The 16039-nt window shown below is 61.6% G+C and carries 17 protein-coding genes and 1 pseudogene; 13 read left to right on the plus strand and 5 right to left on the minus strand.

Going from position 1 to position 16039, the window contains the following annotated elements:
* Positions 1-51 precede the first annotated feature (51 nt).
* From CO666_RS06515 to iolB, 4 genes are all read left to right on the plus strand, one after another.
* Positions 52-1986: a bifunctional 5-dehydro-2-deoxygluconokinase/5-dehydro-2-deoxyphosphogluconate aldolase gene (locus CO666_RS06515; protein WP_097611261.1), complete on the plus strand. Its 1935-nt coding sequence runs from the start codon at positions 52-54 to the stop codon at positions 1984-1986.
* A 201-nt stretch (positions 1987-2187) separates the two neighbouring features.
* Complete coding sequence (iolD, locus tag CO666_RS06520) at positions 2188-4038, plus strand: 3D-(3,5/4)-trihydroxycyclohexane-1,2-dione acylhydrolase (decyclizing) (protein WP_097611262.1); 1851 nt, start codon at positions 2188-2190, stop codon at positions 4036-4038.
* A gap of 66 nt (positions 4039-4104) precedes the next feature.
* On the plus strand, positions 4105-5022 hold the full coding sequence (gene iolE, locus CO666_RS06525) for a myo-inosose-2 dehydratase (protein ID WP_085736712.1): 918 nt from the start codon (positions 4105-4107) through the stop codon (positions 5020-5022).
* 209 nt (positions 5023-5231) lie between these two features.
* A complete protein-coding gene (gene iolB / locus CO666_RS06530) occupies positions 5232-6029 on the plus strand; it encodes a 5-deoxy-glucuronate isomerase (RefSeq protein ID WP_097611263.1) in 798 nt (265 codons plus the stop codon).
* Between the two features lie 206 nt (positions 6030-6235).
* Here iolB and CO666_RS06535 read toward each other — a convergent pair whose 3' ends face one another.
* Positions 6236-7603 (minus strand): MATE family efflux transporter, encoded by a 1368-nt coding sequence (locus CO666_RS06535; protein ID WP_097611264.1) that lies wholly within the window; start codon positions 7601-7603, stop codon positions 6236-6238.
* Between the two features lie 82 nt (positions 7604-7685).
* On the minus strand, positions 7686-8126 hold the full coding sequence (locus CO666_RS06540; RefSeq protein WP_097611265.1) for a glyoxalase superfamily protein: 441 nt from the start codon (positions 8124-8126) through the stop codon (positions 7686-7688).
* Between the two features lie 356 nt (positions 8127-8482).
* Between CO666_RS06540 and CO666_RS06545 the strand changes: the two genes are divergently transcribed.
* Positions 8483-8815, plus strand: a complete 333-nt coding sequence (locus CO666_RS06545; RefSeq protein ID WP_097611266.1) for a hypothetical protein — start codon at positions 8483-8485, stop codon at positions 8813-8815.
* A gap of 93 nt (positions 8816-8908) precedes the next feature.
* Here CO666_RS06545 and CO666_RS06550 read toward each other — a convergent pair whose 3' ends face one another.
* The gene (locus tag CO666_RS06550) at positions 8909-9355 is read right to left on the minus strand and encodes a baeRF12 domain-containing protein (protein WP_097611267.1); all 447 of its coding nucleotides are present in this window, start codon (positions 9353-9355) and stop codon (positions 8909-8911) included.
* A 114-nt stretch (positions 9356-9469) separates the two neighbouring features.
* Between CO666_RS06550 and CO666_RS35005 the strand changes: the two are divergent.
* From CO666_RS35005 to CO666_RS06570, 3 genes and pseudogenes are all read left to right on the plus strand, one after another.
* Positions 9470-9717, plus strand: a pseudogene (locus tag CO666_RS35005) (DUF2177 family protein); the annotation flags it as partial.
* 231 nt (positions 9718-9948) lie between these two features.
* Positions 9949-10350 carry a pilus assembly protein PilZ gene (locus CO666_RS06565; RefSeq protein ID WP_097611269.1) on the plus strand — a complete coding sequence of 134 codons (402 nt, stop codon included), beginning with the start codon at positions 9949-9951 and terminating at the stop codon, positions 10348-10350.
* 163 nt (positions 10351-10513) lie between these two features.
* A complete protein-coding gene (locus CO666_RS06570) occupies positions 10514-11626 on the plus strand; it encodes a pyridoxal phosphate-dependent aminotransferase (RefSeq protein WP_097611270.1) in 1113 nt (370 codons plus the stop codon).
* Positions 11627-11816: 190 nt separating this feature from the next.
* Here CO666_RS06570 and CO666_RS06575 read toward each other — a convergent pair whose 3' ends face one another.
* Positions 11817-12083, minus strand: a complete 267-nt coding sequence (locus CO666_RS06575; RefSeq protein ID WP_085736700.1) for a sel1 repeat family protein — start codon at positions 12081-12083, stop codon at positions 11817-11819.
* Between the two features lie 441 nt (positions 12084-12524).
* Here CO666_RS06575 and CO666_RS06580 point away from each other — a divergent pair, with 441 nt between their 5' ends.
* From CO666_RS06580 to CO666_RS06590, 3 genes are all read left to right on the plus strand, one after another.
* Positions 12525-12863 carry a DUF2147 domain-containing protein gene (locus tag CO666_RS06580; RefSeq protein WP_097611413.1) on the plus strand — a complete coding sequence of 113 codons (339 nt, stop codon included), beginning with the start codon at positions 12525-12527 and terminating at the stop codon, positions 12861-12863.
* A 271-nt stretch (positions 12864-13134) separates the two neighbouring features.
* Complete coding sequence (locus tag CO666_RS06585) at positions 13135-13314, plus strand: hypothetical protein (RefSeq protein ID WP_097611271.1); 180 nt, start codon at positions 13135-13137, stop codon at positions 13312-13314.
* 85 nt (positions 13315-13399) lie between these two features.
* Positions 13400-14902, plus strand: a complete 1503-nt coding sequence (locus tag CO666_RS06590) for an AMP nucleosidase (protein WP_097611272.1) — start codon at positions 13400-13402, stop codon at positions 14900-14902.
* A gap of 9 nt (positions 14903-14911) precedes the next feature.
* Here CO666_RS06590 and CO666_RS06595 read toward each other — a convergent pair whose 3' ends face one another.
* On the minus strand, positions 14912-15127 hold the full coding sequence (locus CO666_RS06595; protein ID WP_245436747.1) for a hypothetical protein: 216 nt from the start codon (positions 15125-15127) through the stop codon (positions 14912-14914).
* A 168-nt stretch (positions 15128-15295) separates the two neighbouring features.
* Here CO666_RS06595 and CO666_RS06600 point away from each other — a divergent pair, with 168 nt between their 5' ends.
* Complete coding sequence (locus tag CO666_RS06600) at positions 15296-15652, plus strand: YciI family protein (protein ID WP_097611274.1); 357 nt, start codon at positions 15296-15298, stop codon at positions 15650-15652.
* Between the two features lie 25 nt (positions 15653-15677).
* Positions 15678-16037, plus strand: a complete 360-nt coding sequence (locus tag CO666_RS06605) for a YciI family protein (RefSeq protein ID WP_097611275.1) — start codon at positions 15678-15680, stop codon at positions 16035-16037.
* The last annotated feature ends 2 nt before the right edge of the window (positions 16038-16039 follow it).

Consider the following 16039-nt stretch of genomic DNA (forward strand, 5'->3'; position numbering starts at 1 on the left):
TTGAAAATTCGCAGGCACTGGAAGCCGCGCAAAATCTAGCGGGAGGACATCATGGTACAATCGAATCCGGGCTCACAGCCGGAGCCGGCGCTTGATGTAATCACCATCGGCCGCTCATCGGTCGATCTTTACGGTCAGCAGATCGGTTCGCGGCTGGAGGATATCGGCTCCTTCGCCAAATCCGTCGGCGGCTGCCCGGCCAATATCGCCATCGGCACGGCGCGGCTCGGCCTCAAATCCGGTCTCATCACCCGCGTCGGCGACGAGCAGATGGGACGCTTCATCCGCGAGCAATCGGCGCGCGAAGGTGTGGCGACACAGGGCATCGTCACCGACAAGGAGCGGCTGACGGCCCTGGTGCTGCTGGCGGTCGAAGCCGAGGGCGTGTCGCCGATGATCTTCTACCGGTCGGATTGCGCCGATATGGCGCTCGATGAAGGCGATATCGACGAAAACTTCATCAAGTCGTCGCGCGCCGTTCTCGTTTCCGGCACGCATTTCTCGCGGCCGAACACCGAGGCCGCGCAGCGCAAGGCGATCCGCATCGCCAAGGCGAACGGCCGCAAGGTGATCTTCGACATCGACTACCGGCCGAATCTCTGGGGCCTTGCCGGCCATGCGGAAGGTTTCGAGCGCTACGTGAAGTCCGACCGGGTTTCCTCGAAGATGAAGGAGACGCTGCCGGATTGCGATCTCATCATCGGTACCGAGGAAGAGATTCTCATCGCCTCCGGCGCCGACGACGTGCTCGGCGCACTGAAGGAGATTCGCCGCCTCTCGCCGGCGACGATCGTGCTCAAGCGCGGCGCCATGGGCTGCATCGTCTATGACGGCCCGATCGCCGACGACCTCGAAGCCGGCATCATCGGCCAGGGCTTCCCGATCGAAGTCTTCAATGTGCTCGGCGCCGGCGATGCCTTCATGTCCGGCTTTCTGCGCGGCTTCCTGCGCGACGAGCCACTGAAGACCTGCGCCACCTGGGCCAATGCCTGCGGCGCCTTCGCCGTCTCCCGCCTGCTCTGCTCGCCGGAATATCCGACCTGGGCCGAACTCGACTTCTTCCTGACGACCGGCAGCCAACATCGGGCGCTGCGCAAGGACGAGGCGATCAACCATATTCACTGGGCATCGACCCGGCGCGGCGAAATCCCGCTTCTGATGGCGCTGGCGATCGACCACCGCTCGCAGCTCGTCAGCGTCGCCGACGAGCTCGGCGTCGGCCACGACAAGATCGTCGCCTTCAAGCGACTGGCAGTCGAGGCGGCGGCGCGGGTTTCGAACGGCCGCGACGGCTACGGCATGCTGATCGACGAACGCTTCGGCCGCGACGCCTTCTTCGATGCGGCGACGAAGAATTTCTCCTGGATCGGCCGGCCTGTGGAACTGCCGGGCTCGAAGCCGCTGCGCTTCGAATTCAGCCAGGATATCGGCTCGCAGCTTGTGGAATGGCCACTCAGCCATTGCATCAAGTGCCTGTGCTTCTATCATCCCGACGATCCCGCCGACTTGAAGAGCGAGCAGCAGGAGAAGCTGCGCACGCTGTTCGAGGCGTCCCGCAAGGTCGGCCGCGAGTTGCTGGTGGAGATCATTGCCGGCAAGAACGGGCCGCTCACCGACGATACGATCGCGACCGCGCTGGAGGAACTCTATGCGCTTGGCATCAAGCCGGACTGGTGGAAGCTGGAGCCGCAGGCATCGACCGAGGCCTGGAAGAAGATCGATGCGGTGATCGCCAAGAATGATCCATGGTGCCGTGGTATCGTGCTCTTGGGCCTCGAGGCGCCTGCCGACGAGCTGATCTCCTGTTTCGAGGCGACGCTGGCGGCGCCCTCCGTCAAGGGCTTTGCCGTCGGCCGGACGATCTTTGCCGACCCGGCGCGGGCCTGGCTTTCGGGGACAATGAACGACGAGGAGGCGATCGCCGACATGGCCGGCCGCTTCCGGCAATTGACGGAAGCCTGGCTTAAGACGCGCGGGCTTCAGTAGGATATAGAGTTAAGACCCCTCCCCAACCCCTCCCCACAAGGGGGAGGGACTTAAGTTGAGGCATCGCTTCACGCCACAAACGAGCTCCTTGCGGACGCGAGGTTGCGGTGAAATGCGGCGGCACGGCGGGTTAGCCCCTCCCCCCTTGTGGGAAGGGGTTGGGGGGAGGAAAACGCGAAAGAAAGATTGCGGGAGGACCCGATGGGCAAGACGATACGGTTGACGATGGCGCAGGCCGTGGCGCATTTCCTCAAGAAGCAGATGACTGTTGTCGACGGCAAGAAGGTGCCGATCTTCGGTGGCGTCTGGGCGATCTTCGGTCACGGCAACGTCGCCGGTATCGGCGAGGCGCTCTATCAGGTGCGCGGCGAGCTGACGACCTATCGCGCCCACAATGAGCAGGGCATGGCGCATGCCGCCATCGCCTATGCCAAGGCAAATTTCCGCACACGTTTCATGGCCTGCACGACCTCGATCGGCCCGGGCGCGCTGAACATGGTGACGGCGGCGGGCGTGGCGCACGTCAATCGCATTCCCGTTCTCTTCCTGCCGGGCGATGTCTTCGCCAACCGCGCGCCGGATCCGGTGCTGCAGCAGATCGAGGATTTCGGCGACGGCACGGTTTCGGCCAATGATGCCTTCCGTCCGGTTTCGCGCTATTTCGACCGAATCACCCGACCCGAACAGATCATTTCGGCGCTGAAGCGCGCCATGCAGGTCCTGACCGATCCGCTCGATTGCGGACCGGTGACATTGTCGCTCTGCCAGGACGTTCAGGCGGAAGCCTTCGATTATCCGGAAAGCCTGTTCGAAGAAAAGGTCTGGACGACCCGCCGGCCGCAGCCGGATGCGGACGAGCTGGCGAATGCCATCGCGCTGATCAAGGCGTCTGAGAAGCCGGTGATCGTCGCCGGCGGCGGCGTGCTTTATTCGCAGGCGACCAAGGAGCTTGCCGCCTTCGCCGAAGCCCATACCATCCCCGTTGTCGTCACCCAGGCCGGCAAGTCGTCGATCAACGAGACCCATCCGCTGGCGCTCGGCTCGGTCGGCGTCACCGGCACGTCGGCGGCGAATGCGATTGCGGAAGAGACGGATCTGGTGATCGCTGTCGGCACGCGCTGCCAGGATTTCACCACCGGCTCCTGGGCGCTCTTCAAGAACGACAATCTGAAAATGGTCGGCCTCAATATCGCCGCCTATGACGCGGTGAAGCACGACAGCCACCCGCTGGTATCCGATGCGCGCGAGGGTCTGAAGGCGCTTTCATCGGGCCTATCCGGCTGGACGGCGCCGGCCGCACTCGCCGAGAAGGCCGCGGCTGAGAAGAAAGTCTGGATGGAGGCTGCGGCCAAGGCGCTGGCGACCACCAATGCCGCCCTGCCCTCCGATGCGCAGGTGATCGGTGCCGTCGTGCGTACGATCGGCGGCGAGAACACGACGCTGCTTTGTGCCGCGGGCGGCCTGCCCGGCGAGTTGCACAAGCTCTGGCCGGCGACGGCGCCGGGCAGCTATCACATGGAGTACGGCTTTTCCTGCATGGGCTACGAGATCGCCGGCGGGCTCGGCGTCAAGATGGCGCGTCCCGAGCGGGATGTCGTCGTCATGGTCGGCGACGGCTCGTACATGATGATGAATTCCGAGATCGCTACCTCGGTGATGCTTGGCCTCAAGCTCAACATCGTCCTGCTCGACAATCGCGGCTATGGCTGCATCAACCGATTGCAGATGGGAACCGGCGGCGCCAACTTCAACAATCTGCTCAAGGACTCCTATCACGAAGTGATGCCGGAGATCGATTTCCGCGCGCATGCCGAGAGCATGGGCGCGATCGCCGTCAAGGTCGGCTCGATCGCCGAGCTGGAGCAAGCGATCATTGATTCGAAGAAGAACGACCGGACCTCGGTCTTCGTCATCGACACCGATCCGCTCATTACCACGGAAGCCGGCGGCCACTGGTGGGATGTCGCGGTGCCTGAGGTCAGCACCCGCGAACAGGTCAACAAGGCGCGCGAAGGCTATATCAAAGCACGCGCTGCTCAGCGCATCGGCTGATTCGGTTACTGTCATTTTTTCGGAAGAGCGGGGCCGCTCTTCCGTACTGCTTTAAGGAGAATGTTGATGAAGGCCAAACTCGGCATGTCGCCCATCGCCTGGTGGAACGACGACCTTCCGGAACTCAGCGACGATGTATCCCTCGAGGAATGCCTGCGGCAATCGCGCAGCGCCGGTTTCACCGGCATGGAGCAAGGCCGCCGCTTCCCCAGCAATCCGGAAGAGATGCTGCCCATCCTGCGCGCCGCCGACGTGACGCTGTGCGGCGGCTGGTTCTCCGGCACGCTTGTCAATGAGGAGCTTGCGGCCAACAAGGACCGCATCGCGCCGATGATCGAGCTGTTCAAGGCGGTCAACGCGCCCTGCATCGTCTATGGCGAAGTCGGCCGCTCCATCCAGGGCGACCGCTCCAAGCCGCTCGCCACCAAGCCGCGCCTTTCCGACGACGAGATGAAGGCCTATGGGCGCCGCGTCACCGAGTTCGGCGAATGGTGCGCCGAGCAGGGCATGCCGCTCTCCTATCACCATCACATGGCGGCCGTCGTCGAAACCGAGCCGGAACTCGACGCCTTCATGCGCTCCTCGGGCGCAGGCATTCCCCTGCTGCTCGATGCCGGACATCTCGCCTTTGCCGGCGGCGATGTGCTGCGCGCCATCGGGAACCACCACGCCCGCATCAATCACGTCCACGTCAAGGACATCCGCAAGTCCGTGGTCGACGGGCTCGACCGCAGCCGTCAGTCCTTCCTCGACGCGGTGGCGCTCGGCGCCTTCACGGTACCGGGCGATGGCTCGCTCGATTTCGGCGCCATCGTCCAGCGGCTGGCCGATTACGGCTACGAAGGCTGGTTCGTCGTCGAGGCCGAACAGGACCCGCGCAAGGCGCCGCCACAGAAGATGGCGGAGATCGGCCATGCCGAACTGATGCGAGTCATGACGGCGGCAGGTTATACGGTGGAAACGGAAGGCTTTCCGAAGGGATAACGGGACGAAAGACCCCTCCCCATAAGGGGAGAGACTTAACTTGGGGCACGGCCGGAGCAAGGAGCCCCCTCATCCGCCCTTCGGGCAGCTTCTCCCGCTGGGGAGAAGGGAGAAAAGAGACGGTGCGACATGTCCCTTCTCCCCTCGGGGAGAAGGTGGCGGCAGCCGGATGAGGGGGCCGCCCCGCTAATTTACGAGGAGAAACACCAATGCCAAACCTCAAGGTGAAACCATCCGGCACACATGGCCGCGTCACCCATGTCACGCCGGAAAATGCCGGCTGGACCTATGTCGGCTTCGATCTGCATCGGGTCAAACCGGGCGAGACGGTTTCGGGAGAGACCGGCGACCGGGAAGTCTGCCTGGTCTGGGTGACCGGCAAGGGCAAGGCATCGGCCGGATCCCGGGATTTCGGCACGCTCGGCGGCCGCATGAGCCCGTTCGACGGTGCGCCGCATGCGCTCTACATCCCGATGGGATCGACTTGGTCGGTGACGGCGGAGACCGATCTGGAGCTCGCCGTCTGCTCGGCACCCGGCGGCGGCACCTATGAGGCGAAGGCGATTCCCCCGGGCACACATCCGCAGGTGACGCGCGGCAAGGGCACGAATGTGCGCTACGTCAACAACATCATGCCTGAGGATGACAGGTCGGCGCATTCGCTGCTGGTCGTCGAGGTGATTACGCCGGGCGGTCACACATCTTCCTACCCGCCGCACAAACACGACCAGGACGACCTGCCGAACGAGAGCTTCCTGGAAGAGACCTATTACCATCGCCTCAACCCGCCGCAGGGCTTCGGTTTCCAGCGCGTCTACACCGACGATCGCTCGCTCGACGAGGCGATGGCGATCGAGGACGGCGACGTGACGCTGGTGCCGAAGGGCTACCACCCCTGTGCAGCCTGCCATGGCTACGATCTATATTACCTCAACGTCATGGCCGGACCGACGCGGATTTGGAAATTCCACAATGCCGCTGAGCATGAGTGGCTGGTGAAGGCGTAAGCCGCGTTCGATCGCTAAATAATCTGACAGCGCCAAGCCGCCGCTGATGGTTCACTGCCTCCATCCAAACACGGATGGAGGATCGTCATGCATAGCTCGAATTTCACAGTACCGGCCGCCGATCTTCGCTCTTCGCGCGATACCAGGTCCGGCCTGCAGGGAATAGAGCCATCAGGCAAAGCCGCCGGGAAGCGCGGCTTTGCCATTCAGACGGGCAAAAGCCCGTAGCGCCAGCCGCGGCGTCTGGCGTTCTGCGACAGCACCAGCAAGGCAAGCACGACCATGCCGGCCTCGGCAAAGACCGGCACCATCCAGATGCCCTGCTCACCGAAAATGAAGGGCAGCAGGAAGGTGAGCGGCAGGGTAAGCAGATAAGGCCGTGACAGGCCGAAGATCGCCGCGCGCGACGCATCGCCGATCGACTGGAAATAGGACGACAGAATCAGCATCTGCCCGAAGAGGAAATAGGCGCCGATCGTCCAGGGCAGAATTCGCCTGACCTCGGCCGTTATGGCGGGGTCGGCGACGAAGACGGCGCCGAGGCGGCCGGCCGTGAGCTCGACGGCGATCTCCACCAGCGTGCAATAGACAAGCGCTGCAAGCATGGCGATCTGCAGGCTGCGGCCGACGCGAAGCTTGAAGCCGGCGCCGTGATTGTTGCCGGCGATCGTCTGCAGGGCGATGCTGAGGCCGAGCAGCGGCAGATAGGTGAAGGTCATGATCCGGGTGATGATGCCGTAGGCGGCCACCGTCGCGGTATGATCATGCGTGCTCCAGAGCGAGACGTTGATCAGAATGGCGGCCGATGCCAGCGATATGCCGATAAAGCCGAGGCTCATCGGCGCGCCGAAAACGACGATGCCGCGCCATTCGGCAAGGGCGGCTCCCCGGGAGAGCCTGAGTGCTGCCGGCCGGCGCCGGCGGTAGACCAGCACCGCTGTCAGGCAGACGAATTGCGATGCGATGGAACCGGCCGCCGAGCCGAGCACACCCCAATGCATCACCGCCATGAACAGCCAGTTGGCGAGGATGTTCAGCAGCGAGGCCGACAGCGTCACCAGCGTCATGAATCCGATCTTGCCTTCGCAGCGCAACCCGTCGAGATGCAGCGACAGGAAGAAGCTGACCGGTGCAAAGGCGATCATCGCGCCCATGAACACCGTCGCGCCATCGGCTACCGCGGCGTTGCCGGCTGCGCCGATATCGATAATCTGCCGGCCAGCGGTCCAGTAGAGCATGTTGAGGATCAGGGTGACGGCCAGCGCCAGCGTATGGGCGCCGGCAAATAGCCTGGCCGCGCCCTGGCGATCGCCGGCCCCGAGCCGGCGGGCAAGGATGCTCGCCATGCCGTTCGAAACGAGCGACTGCAGGGCGATCAACAGCATCAGCCCGGGGAAAATCAGGCTGACGGCCGAAAGCGCATCGGGGCCGACATAGGCACCGAGGAAATAGGCGTCGACGACGGTGAAGAGGCCGTTGACGGTGGTGATCGCGATGATCGGCGCCGCGGTTCTTATGAAGACGCCCGGCAGCCAGCCGGTAAGAAAGACATTGCCTTTGGAACGATCGGTCATGGAGAATCCGTTCGATATCGAGCGAGATCCGATCCGACTTGAAATCATGCGGATACGGATCGCCTCAGAGAAATAGAGGAAATTAGAGATCGAGCACCAGATGCGGCACGCCGTTCGAGGTCCTCCTCGGCGACACGCCATCGGCATCGATCTGGGCGCTCACACGCCGGCGAAAGGCCGAAAAGCTCGCGAAGGTGACGACATCCACCGGCTCGTCGAAATGGATGGTGATCCGGTGGAGATCGCCGCCCGGCAGGGCCGAAAGCGAGAGAATTTCGCCGGTGAACGGCTGATTGAGATAACGGCCGCGAATATGGGCCCCGACGAAGAGTTGCGTCTTCGGACCGGTATTCGGCTTTGCCGCAAGGGCGGCGAGCGTATTCCAGTCGCGCGCGCCGTGCTGGCGGGCAATCAGTTCTAGGGCCGCACTGTGGGTCAGCGCGGTGCCGCGATCGTTCATCGCCTGGCGCAGGCGCTTGGCCTGGGCTTTCAATTCGTCAATGGCAGGATAGGTCGTCGTCATGGAGTAAAGCCTTCGCAAGGCATGCTCTTCGACTGTGGATGGGAGCTCGCATTGCCGCCAGTCAGCATGCACAAAAGGCCGTGACCATGATCGCGAGGGCTTCACCATGGATTTTCATCCGCGAGCGGCCGGTGCCTCGAACCGGCCTTTGTATGCGCGAACGTCGCCGTCATGTCAAGAATGGCGCGAGTGCGCGGGGGATTGAACAAATTTGGGGCAAATCTGCACGAAATCGGTGCGATTTTCCCGCAAGTCCGACAGAAACGGTCAATCTTATCGATGTTGTTAAGCTGCCATCAGCATTCTTCAGCTAATATCCTGTCGTGGAATAAGCGGAGGCTAAAAGGGCCTTTCAGATGCACCTCGACACAGAACACCCCAAGCCGGAACGTGCTTACAGGGAATTCAATCTCGACAGGCCGGGCAACATCATCTTCGTCGGCCATCATCTCAGCACCGGAACGCAGGTGCGCTGCCTGATCCGCACGATCACACTCGCCGGCGCACTGCTTGAAGTCAGCCCGAACCTGGAAATGCCGAGCCATTTCTTCCTGGAAATCCTCGGCATCCATGACGAGATCGGCGCAACCATGGTCAAGCGCGAAGGCGAATTGGTGACGATCAGCTTCAACATGCTGCTCAATCCGGAATTCCTGCACCACGTGCTGCGACTGAGCTTCGAAACCTGAGGCTCTTTCCCTCCGTGAGCTGTCGGTGTGCAGCGCATCCGACACGAAAAACGCGGGCCGTTCGATCCGCGTTCCTCGGTTGCGAAGACCGTCTCAGGCAGCCAGATGCCGCTCGATCTCATCGACCGGCATATTGGTGTAGTCCTTCGCCAATTCCGCTGATATCGCCGCCTGCGTGTCGGCGTTGAGTGCCGGGCGTATTGCGCCTAGCGCCTTCGGCGGCGCAACAAGGATGATACCGGGGGCGTCCTTTTCCTGCGCCAGTTCGTCCAGCTTTTCCGCCACATGTTTCAGAAATTGGGCTTCGGCCTGATCGTGCCAATCAGTCTCTTCGACGGCGCTGCGGCTGAAGCCGTCGGCGGTATGGCTGCGACCGGGTTTGTCGGCGCCGAGTTCGCGAGCGGGCTCATTCGGCTGCGTCAGGGTTTCCAGCACCTTAAGGTTCATCAGCGTGGCATCGCCGGCATTCCGCATGATCAGAGCCTTGGCTCCATTGCAGACCACCACCCATGATTTCCAAGGGATCTTGACGTCGGTCATATCAACTCCTCGCTGTCGTCATTCGAAGCGCGCTGCTTCATCGATGAAGGCAGAACGCCCGGCCATTGAAAGAGTTCGGGAAAATTGCGGCAAAATCGATCGGCCCGCGAGCCGGCCGGCACCTTCTCTCTGTTTTTTGCCGCCGAGATAGTTGTGCTTGCCGTGCTGCAGGCCCTATCGCCACCGCCTTTCTCCATGGTGCCATTCTGGGACTGGCGGCCTATGGCACGTACGGCATCACCAACATGGCCGCACCTGGCGGCTGACCGCTCGTCAGGAGCCTTGTCGACATGGTCTGCGGCACCTTGCTGACGGCGCCGACCGCCGGCGGCGGATATCTCGCCGCCAGAATCTTCGGCTGAAACGAGACTTCGGGATGAAGGACCGCGTCCCGATAGTGAACATCCGGGCGTCCCGCTTGGGAACAAAGTTTGAACTCGTTAAAATTGTAATTTTATCCTTGACGAATGTGCAAAACATTCATGTGACCTTGGTTGGGATTAATATCCGCTTGATCGTGATCGAGACCGCCGCTCATCATCAGGACCTGCTTGCTTGTGATTAAAACCCCAAATGACTGACGGAGAATGTGAATGTCTATGCTCCGCGCCACACACCTTGCCACGGTCAAGTCCGCTGTCTACGACATGCGCTGGGAAGAATTCAGCGTCAAACGCCCAGCCCGCATCGTCGCCGTGCGCCCGTGCCTCACCGGCGTCTCGATGCGAAGCGCCGAGATCATCGATATCTCGCAGGGCGGCGCCACGTTCGTCGTGTCCACCACCGCCGGTCTGCCGAAACATTATTATCTCAACATTCTCGGCCTCGCCTATCGGATCGGCTGCGCCGAGGTCTACCGCCACAAGGAACGCATCGGCGTGCGATTCATCAACATCTTGGACCCCGAGGTTCTGCGCCGCGTCGTCCGCACCGACTTCCTCGTCGGCAACACGGAAGCGATCGCTGCCCGGCGCGCGCCGATCTTCCGCGCGTGAACAGCGGCGACAGGCCGCCGCACCGTTCCTTAAATCGGAGCCGGCGTCTTTGCGTCTGAAAGGATGCGCGGCGCCGTCGCTGCGGAAATAATCTTGCTTGCGTTGGTCGTGCCCGGGCCTATTGTTTCGCCAATTGTCACGATATCCGGGAAATCGCCGTCGCATGTCTGCCTTTTCGCGCTTCACCCCGCTTGCCAGCACCCTGCCCTCCACAGTTCCCTTCGTCGGTCCCGAGGCCATCGAGCGCCAGCGCGGACTTGCCGTTTTGGCCCGCATCGGCGCCAATGAAAACGGCTTCGGTCCCGCCCCTTCGGTGTTTGCGGCGATGCGCGAAGAGGCCGGCAATATCTGGAAATACAATGACCCGGAGAATTTCGCTCTGAGGCAAGCACTTGGCGCTCATCTCGGCGTCGCCGCCGCCAATATCGCCATCGGCAGTGGTATCGACGAGTTGCTCGGCCAGATCGTCCGGCTGGTGATCGAGCCCGGCGCGCCCGTCGTCACCTCGCTCGGCGCCTATCCGACCTTCAACTTTCATGTCGCCGGTTTCGGCGGCCGGCTGGTGAGCGTTCCCTACGCCAACGACCGCGAGGATCTCGACGGCCTGCTCGACGCCGTCAAGCGAGAGAAGGCGCCGCTCGTCTATTTCGCCAATCCCGACAATCCGATGGGAAGCTGGTGGGATGCCGAGAGGATAGTGGCTTTCGCCCGGGCGCTGCCCGAGACGACGCTGCTGGTGCTCGACGAGGCCTATAGCGAGACCGGGCCGGCGGGATCGCTGCCGTCAATCGCCTCGCTGATCGAGCTGCCGAACGTCGTTCGCACCCGCACCTTCTCCAAGGCCTATGGACTTGCCGGCGCACGCATCGGCTACGTGATCTCGACGCCGGGCACGGCGCAGGCCTTCGACAAGATCCGCAATCATTTCGGCATGAACCGGCTGGCGACGGCGGCAGCGCTCGCCGCCCTCAAGGACCAGACCTATCTCGCCGAGGTGGTCGGGAAGATCCATGCGGCGCGGGAGCGGATCGGCGGCATCGCCCGGGCGAACGGTCTTGAGCCCCTGCCCTCGGCGACGAATTTCGTGGCAATCGATGCCGGCCGCGACGGCGTTTACGCACGCGCGATTGTCGACGGGCTGATGGAACGCGGCGTCTTCATCCGCATGCCTGGCGTGGCGCCGCTCAATCGCTGCATCCGCGTCAGTGTCGGGCCGGAGGCGGATATGGCGCTTCTCGAAGACGCGCTGCCGCAGGTGCTAAAACAGATCGGCTGATGGAGCATGATGCCGAAAAGTGTCAGCGGTTTTCGGGCGGCTCTCACTCTTTAAAGTAAAACAGCAAGAGCCGCGGCCGGCGGAGGATCCGGTCGCGGTTCTCTTCTCCCGGCGTCGGCCGCGTCCAAAGCGCCCCGCCAGCCCCCTCTTTTCCGAGGTTGTTATTCGATATTTTGAGTTGGAAACGGTCTCAGTGAACCGTCATCCATTCGCGGGCGGCGCGCAGCGCCGCGACGATCTGCATCTTGTCCATGGCGGCGGCCACGTCGGCGCGAAGCTCGGCGGCGCGGTCGTTACCCTTGATTGCGGCGATGTTCAGCCATTTGTGAGCTGCGACCAGATCGACGTCGCAGCCACGGCCGGTTGCATACATCAGACCCATTTCACAGAAGACATCGGCGCTGTTGTCGCCACCCATGGTGGCCGTTTCAGCATTGTGCATTTCAAAGCGTGCCATCGGTTTTATCCCTGTTAGCATGTTTATGACTTACCCTGTTTTACCTCCGGGCCTTGCCGTCTATCGCGGCTTGCGGCCCTTGCGGTCCGGCGGGTTTGCCCCGCTCGTTTGATGGGTTCACTATGCCAACCGGCTTTCAAAAAACGCCTAAAATGCATGATTAATTTGAGACAAACAAAGTGCAAATGCTTGGTAAATTTGGATTTTTGTTAAACATCAGATGCCTTGCGAATTAAGGACTTTCGCGCGAATTTTACGAAAGATTCAGTTTTGAAAATAAAGGGATTGTTCATCATGAAATCAGCAGGTGATGTAGCGGCACGCTCGCCAGACGGCTTTTTCCTGCCTTTTTTCCCGGATCCGGAGAAGCCGCCGCACATATTTACCTTTACGTTCGCGTCAGCTATTTTCGCCGCCATCAAGGGCATCATGGAGGAAAAGATGATCCGCAGCTTCGTTCTCGCCGCAGCCATAACGGTGATCGCCGGCATCGCGCATGCCGAGGAGCCGATTGTCGGCAACTGGAAGACGGCTGCCGGCGATACGGCGGTGATCGCATCCTGCGGCGGCAGTTATTGCGTGACGCTGAAGACCGGCAAATATGCCGGCCGGAAGATCGGCACGCTTGCCGGAACCGGCGGCAGTTATGCCGGCGAGATCACCGATCCGGCCGCCGAGAAGACCTATAGCGGCTCCGGCAAGATTTCCGGCAATTCGCTGCGGATGCAGGGCTGCGTGATGAAGATCCTCTGCAAGTCGCAGACCTGGACGCGGCTCTGAGGCCGAAAATACGCCTCCGCAATTACCGGAGCAGCGCAAAGGCATGCCGACGCCGGCATGTCTCGAAGTTCTTTGCGAGCCTGCTCGTCAAAACAAACCAAACGGTCGCGAACGGGCTGGAATTGCCCGCCGAAACACAGACGCGATCCGTTCCCGAGCCCTTAGCCGGCTGACTTCCATGAACGGTGGATGAACCGGTATCTCAGCACCCATTCAGCCGGCCCATGGCAAAACTCTTCTCACGATAGAGTTGCGTATCGGGGGCAAGGCAATGGACATGTATATTCTGGCAAGACGCTTCAGCATCATCACGCTGTTTGCGGCGATCTTCGCCTTCACGTTTTCGGCGGTCGTGGTGCACAATGGCGGCGGTGGCGCGCAGTCGCATTTCGGGGCGAGCTATACCTGCCTGGAGAGAACCGGCACATTCTGCACGCCATCGGTGCAGTGACTGCATCCGACACCGAAAAGGAAAATAATCGGATTCTGCCGGCGCACGTCGTTTGCTTGTCAAAAACAACTCTCTATAATGCGTCATGAACAAACGAATCTCCCCTTTACCGCCCCTCGACATATCCTCACCACCCCCTTTTCAGCCGCAGAGCTTTGATGATCCGGCCAAGGCCGTGGAAGCGCTGACGGCGCTTTATGAGCGCAATACGGCTTTCCTGATCAAGAGCTTCAGCGAGCTTGCGCAGGGCGCTCCGATCTCCTCGCGCTACCGTGCTTTCTATCCGCAGGTCAGCATCGAGACGACAAGCTTCGGCCATGTCGATTCGCGCCTTTCCTACGGCCACGTCACGGCACCGGGCATCTACACGACGACGGTCACCCGCCCGAAGCTCTTCAAGCATTACTTGAAAGAGCAGTTGGCGCTGCTGGTGAAGAGCCACAATGTTCCGGTCATCGTCTCGGAATCGACGACACCGATCCCCTTGCACTTCGCCTTCGGCGAGGGTGCACATGTGGAAGCGTCGACCAACGCCTTCATCGATATTCCGATGCGCGATATCTTCGATACGCCCGACCTCAACACCACGGACGACGAGATCGCCAACGGCGAATATATCCCGCCGCCGGGAGAGCCCTCGCCGCTGGCGCCGTTCACCGCGCAGCGCATCGATTATTCGCTCGCCCGCCTGTCGCATTATACGGCGACGCATGCCGAGCATTTCCAGAATTTCGTGCTGTTCACCAACTACCAGTTCTATATCGATGAGTTCTGCAGCTGGGCGCGCAAACTGATGGCGGAGGGTGGCGACGGTTACACCGCCTTCGTCGAGCCCGGCAATATCGTCACCCTGCCCGGCTCGAGCGCGCCGGAAACGGATGCGACACTTGCCCGCCTGCCGCAGATGCCGGCCTATCACCTGAAGAAGAAGGGCCATGCCGGGATCACCATGATCAATATCGGTGTCGGCCCCTCCAACGCCAAGACAATCACCGACCACGTCGCCGTGTTGCGCCCGCATGCCTGGCTGATGCTCGGCCATTGCGCCGGCCTTCGCAACAGCCAACGGCTCGGCGATTACGTCCTCGCCCATGCCTATATGCGCGAAGACCATGTGCTCGACGACGACCTGCCGGTCTGGGTGCCGATTCCCGCGCTCGCCGAAGTGCAGGTGGCGCTGGAAGCGGCCGTCGCCGAAATCACCGGTTACGAGGGTTTCGAGCTGAAGCGCATCATGCGCACTGGCACCGTCGGCACGATCGACAATCGCAATTGGGAACTGCGCGACCAGCGCGGGCCGGTGAAGCGGCTTTCCCAGGCGCGCGCGATCGCGCTCGACATGGAATCGGCAACGATCGCCGCCAACGGCTTCCGCTTCCGCGTGCCCTACGGCACCCTGCTCTGCGTCTCCGACAAGCCGCTGCACGGCGAGTTGAAGCTGCCGGGCATGGCGACAGCCTTCTATCGCACGCAGGTCAACCAGCATTTGCAGATCGGCATCCGCGCCGTTCAGAAGCTGGCCGCCATGCCGAAGGAAGCACTGCATTCGCGCAAGCTGCGCAGCTTCTTCGAAACGGCCTTCCAATAGGCCGTTTCCTCATCGGTCCGTCACGAGAGGCACCGACTGCTGCGCAAGCATCTGCGGCCTGCCGGCGGCCATATTCAGCCCTGCGATCAACAGGGTAAAGGCCAGGAAGGCGAAAGCGACGCGCTGGAGGATCTTCGGCCCATCGCTTTCGAGGAACTCTGCCTCACGCTTTTCATGGCGACGCGCCCAGATCTGGCTTGCCAGCGCAATTTCAAGAATACTCATTGCCATTCTCCTCGACAGGTTTCGACGAAGCCTTGTCGAGTGCTGGCTTGCGATTTCGACAGAGGACCGGCACAAAAGATTTTTTCCGCCGCTGTCGAAATGCGTGGAGCTCGGTCGTCCAGGGTTATTGAACACTCACATTCAACACTCACAGGGAGGCTGTCTGCAATGAAATATCTCTGTCAGGTCTGGTTCGATGGCGCAGTGCTCGGCGCCAGGACGAAAGAAGAGAAGGCCGAACTCGGCACGAACTCACTGAACTATGACAAGGCGCTTGCCGAAAGCGGGCATCTGATCGTCGCCCATGCGCTGCAGCCGCCGACATCGGCGGTAACAGTCCGGGTGCGGGGCGGTGAGACGTCGGTGACGGACGGTCCTTTCGCCGAGACGAAAGAGGCGCTCGGCGGCTTCATCCTGATCGAGGCCAAGGACCTCAATGAGGCGATCCGCGTTGCGGCCGGCATCCCGCTCGCCAAGCTCGGCGCGATCGAAGTGCGGCCGATCCACGAATTCGGAGCTAAATAATTCGGAACTGAATGAGGAGAGACCAATGAAATTTCTATGCCAGATCTGGTTCGACACGGAAAAAAGCAAGCAGGTCCCTCAGAGCGAATGGGATGCGCTCACACAGGAGTGCATTATCAGCGACAATCGCTGGCGCGAGAGCGGTCACCTGCTGGTGGCGCTCGCCTTGCATGACCCGTCGACGGCGATCACGGTCCGCCTGCGCAGCGGCCAAGCCTCTGCGACCGACGGCCCCTTTGCCGAAATCAAAGAGCACCTCGGCGGTTTCGTGCTTGTAGAAGCCGAGACTATCGAGGAGGCGAAGACGATCGTGTCGAGTTTTCCGATCCTCAAATATTCCTCGATCGAAGTGCGTCCGACTTACGCCATCCAGGATGGGAAATAGCC

It is taken from the genome of Rhizobium chutanense (genome assembly GCF_002531935.1).
In the GTDB taxonomy this organism is placed as follows: domain Bacteria; phylum Pseudomonadota; class Alphaproteobacteria; order Rhizobiales; family Rhizobiaceae; genus Rhizobium; species Rhizobium chutanense.

What these genes read in the sequence shown, in the direction of transcription:
- CO666_RS06590 (WP_097611272.1), top strand. Translation starts at nt 13,400, where the DNA reads ATGAACAAACGAATCTCCCCTTTACCGCCCCTCGACATATCCTCACCA.
- CO666_RS06570 (WP_097611270.1), top strand. Translation starts at nt 10,514, where the DNA reads ATGTCTGCCTTTTCGCGCTTCACCCCGCTTGCCAGCACCCTGCCCTCC.
- CO666_RS06605 (WP_097611275.1), top strand. Translation starts at nt 15,678, where the DNA reads ATGAAATTTCTATGCCAGATCTGGTTCGACACGGAAAAAAGCAAGCAG.
- CO666_RS06580 (WP_097611413.1), top strand. Translation starts at nt 12,525, where the DNA reads ATGATCCGCAGCTTCGTTCTCGCCGCAGCCATAACGGTGATCGCCGGC.
- CO666_RS06545 (WP_097611266.1), top strand. Translation starts at nt 8,483, where the DNA reads ATGCACCTCGACACAGAACACCCCAAGCCGGAACGTGCTTACAGGGAA.
- CO666_RS06540 (WP_097611265.1), bottom strand. Translation starts at nt 8,126, where the DNA reads ATGACGACGACCTATCCTGCCATTGACGAATTGAAAGCCCAGGCCAAG.
- iolD (WP_097611262.1), top strand. Translation starts at nt 2,188, where the DNA reads ATGGGCAAGACGATACGGTTGACGATGGCGCAGGCCGTGGCGCATTTC.
- CO666_RS06600 (WP_097611274.1), top strand. Translation starts at nt 15,296, where the DNA reads ATGAAATATCTCTGTCAGGTCTGGTTCGATGGCGCAGTGCTCGGCGCC.
- CO666_RS06575 (WP_085736700.1), bottom strand. Translation starts at nt 12,083, where the DNA reads ATGGCACGCTTTGAAATGCACAATGCTGAAACGGCCACCATGGGTGGC.
- CO666_RS06535 (WP_097611264.1), bottom strand. Translation starts at nt 7,603, where the DNA reads ATGACCGATCGTTCCAAAGGCAATGTCTTTCTTACCGGCTGGCTGCCG.
- CO666_RS06595 (WP_245436747.1), bottom strand. Translation starts at nt 15,127, where the DNA reads ATGAGTATTCTTGAAATTGCGCTGGCAAGCCAGATCTGGGCGCGTCGC.
- iolB (WP_097611263.1), top strand. Translation starts at nt 5,232, where the DNA reads ATGCCAAACCTCAAGGTGAAACCATCCGGCACACATGGCCGCGTCACC.
- CO666_RS06585 (WP_097611271.1), top strand. Translation starts at nt 13,135, where the DNA reads ATGGACATGTATATTCTGGCAAGACGCTTCAGCATCATCACGCTGTTT.
- CO666_RS06565 (WP_097611269.1), top strand. Translation starts at nt 9,949, where the DNA reads ATGTCTATGCTCCGCGCCACACACCTTGCCACGGTCAAGTCCGCTGTC.
- CO666_RS06550 (WP_097611267.1), bottom strand. Translation starts at nt 9,355, where the DNA reads ATGACCGACGTCAAGATCCCTTGGAAATCATGGGTGGTGGTCTGCAAT.
- iolE (WP_085736712.1), top strand. Translation starts at nt 4,105, where the DNA reads ATGAAGGCCAAACTCGGCATGTCGCCCATCGCCTGGTGGAACGACGAC.
- CO666_RS06515 (WP_097611261.1), top strand. Translation starts at nt 52, where the DNA reads ATGGTACAATCGAATCCGGGCTCACAGCCGGAGCCGGCGCTTGATGTA.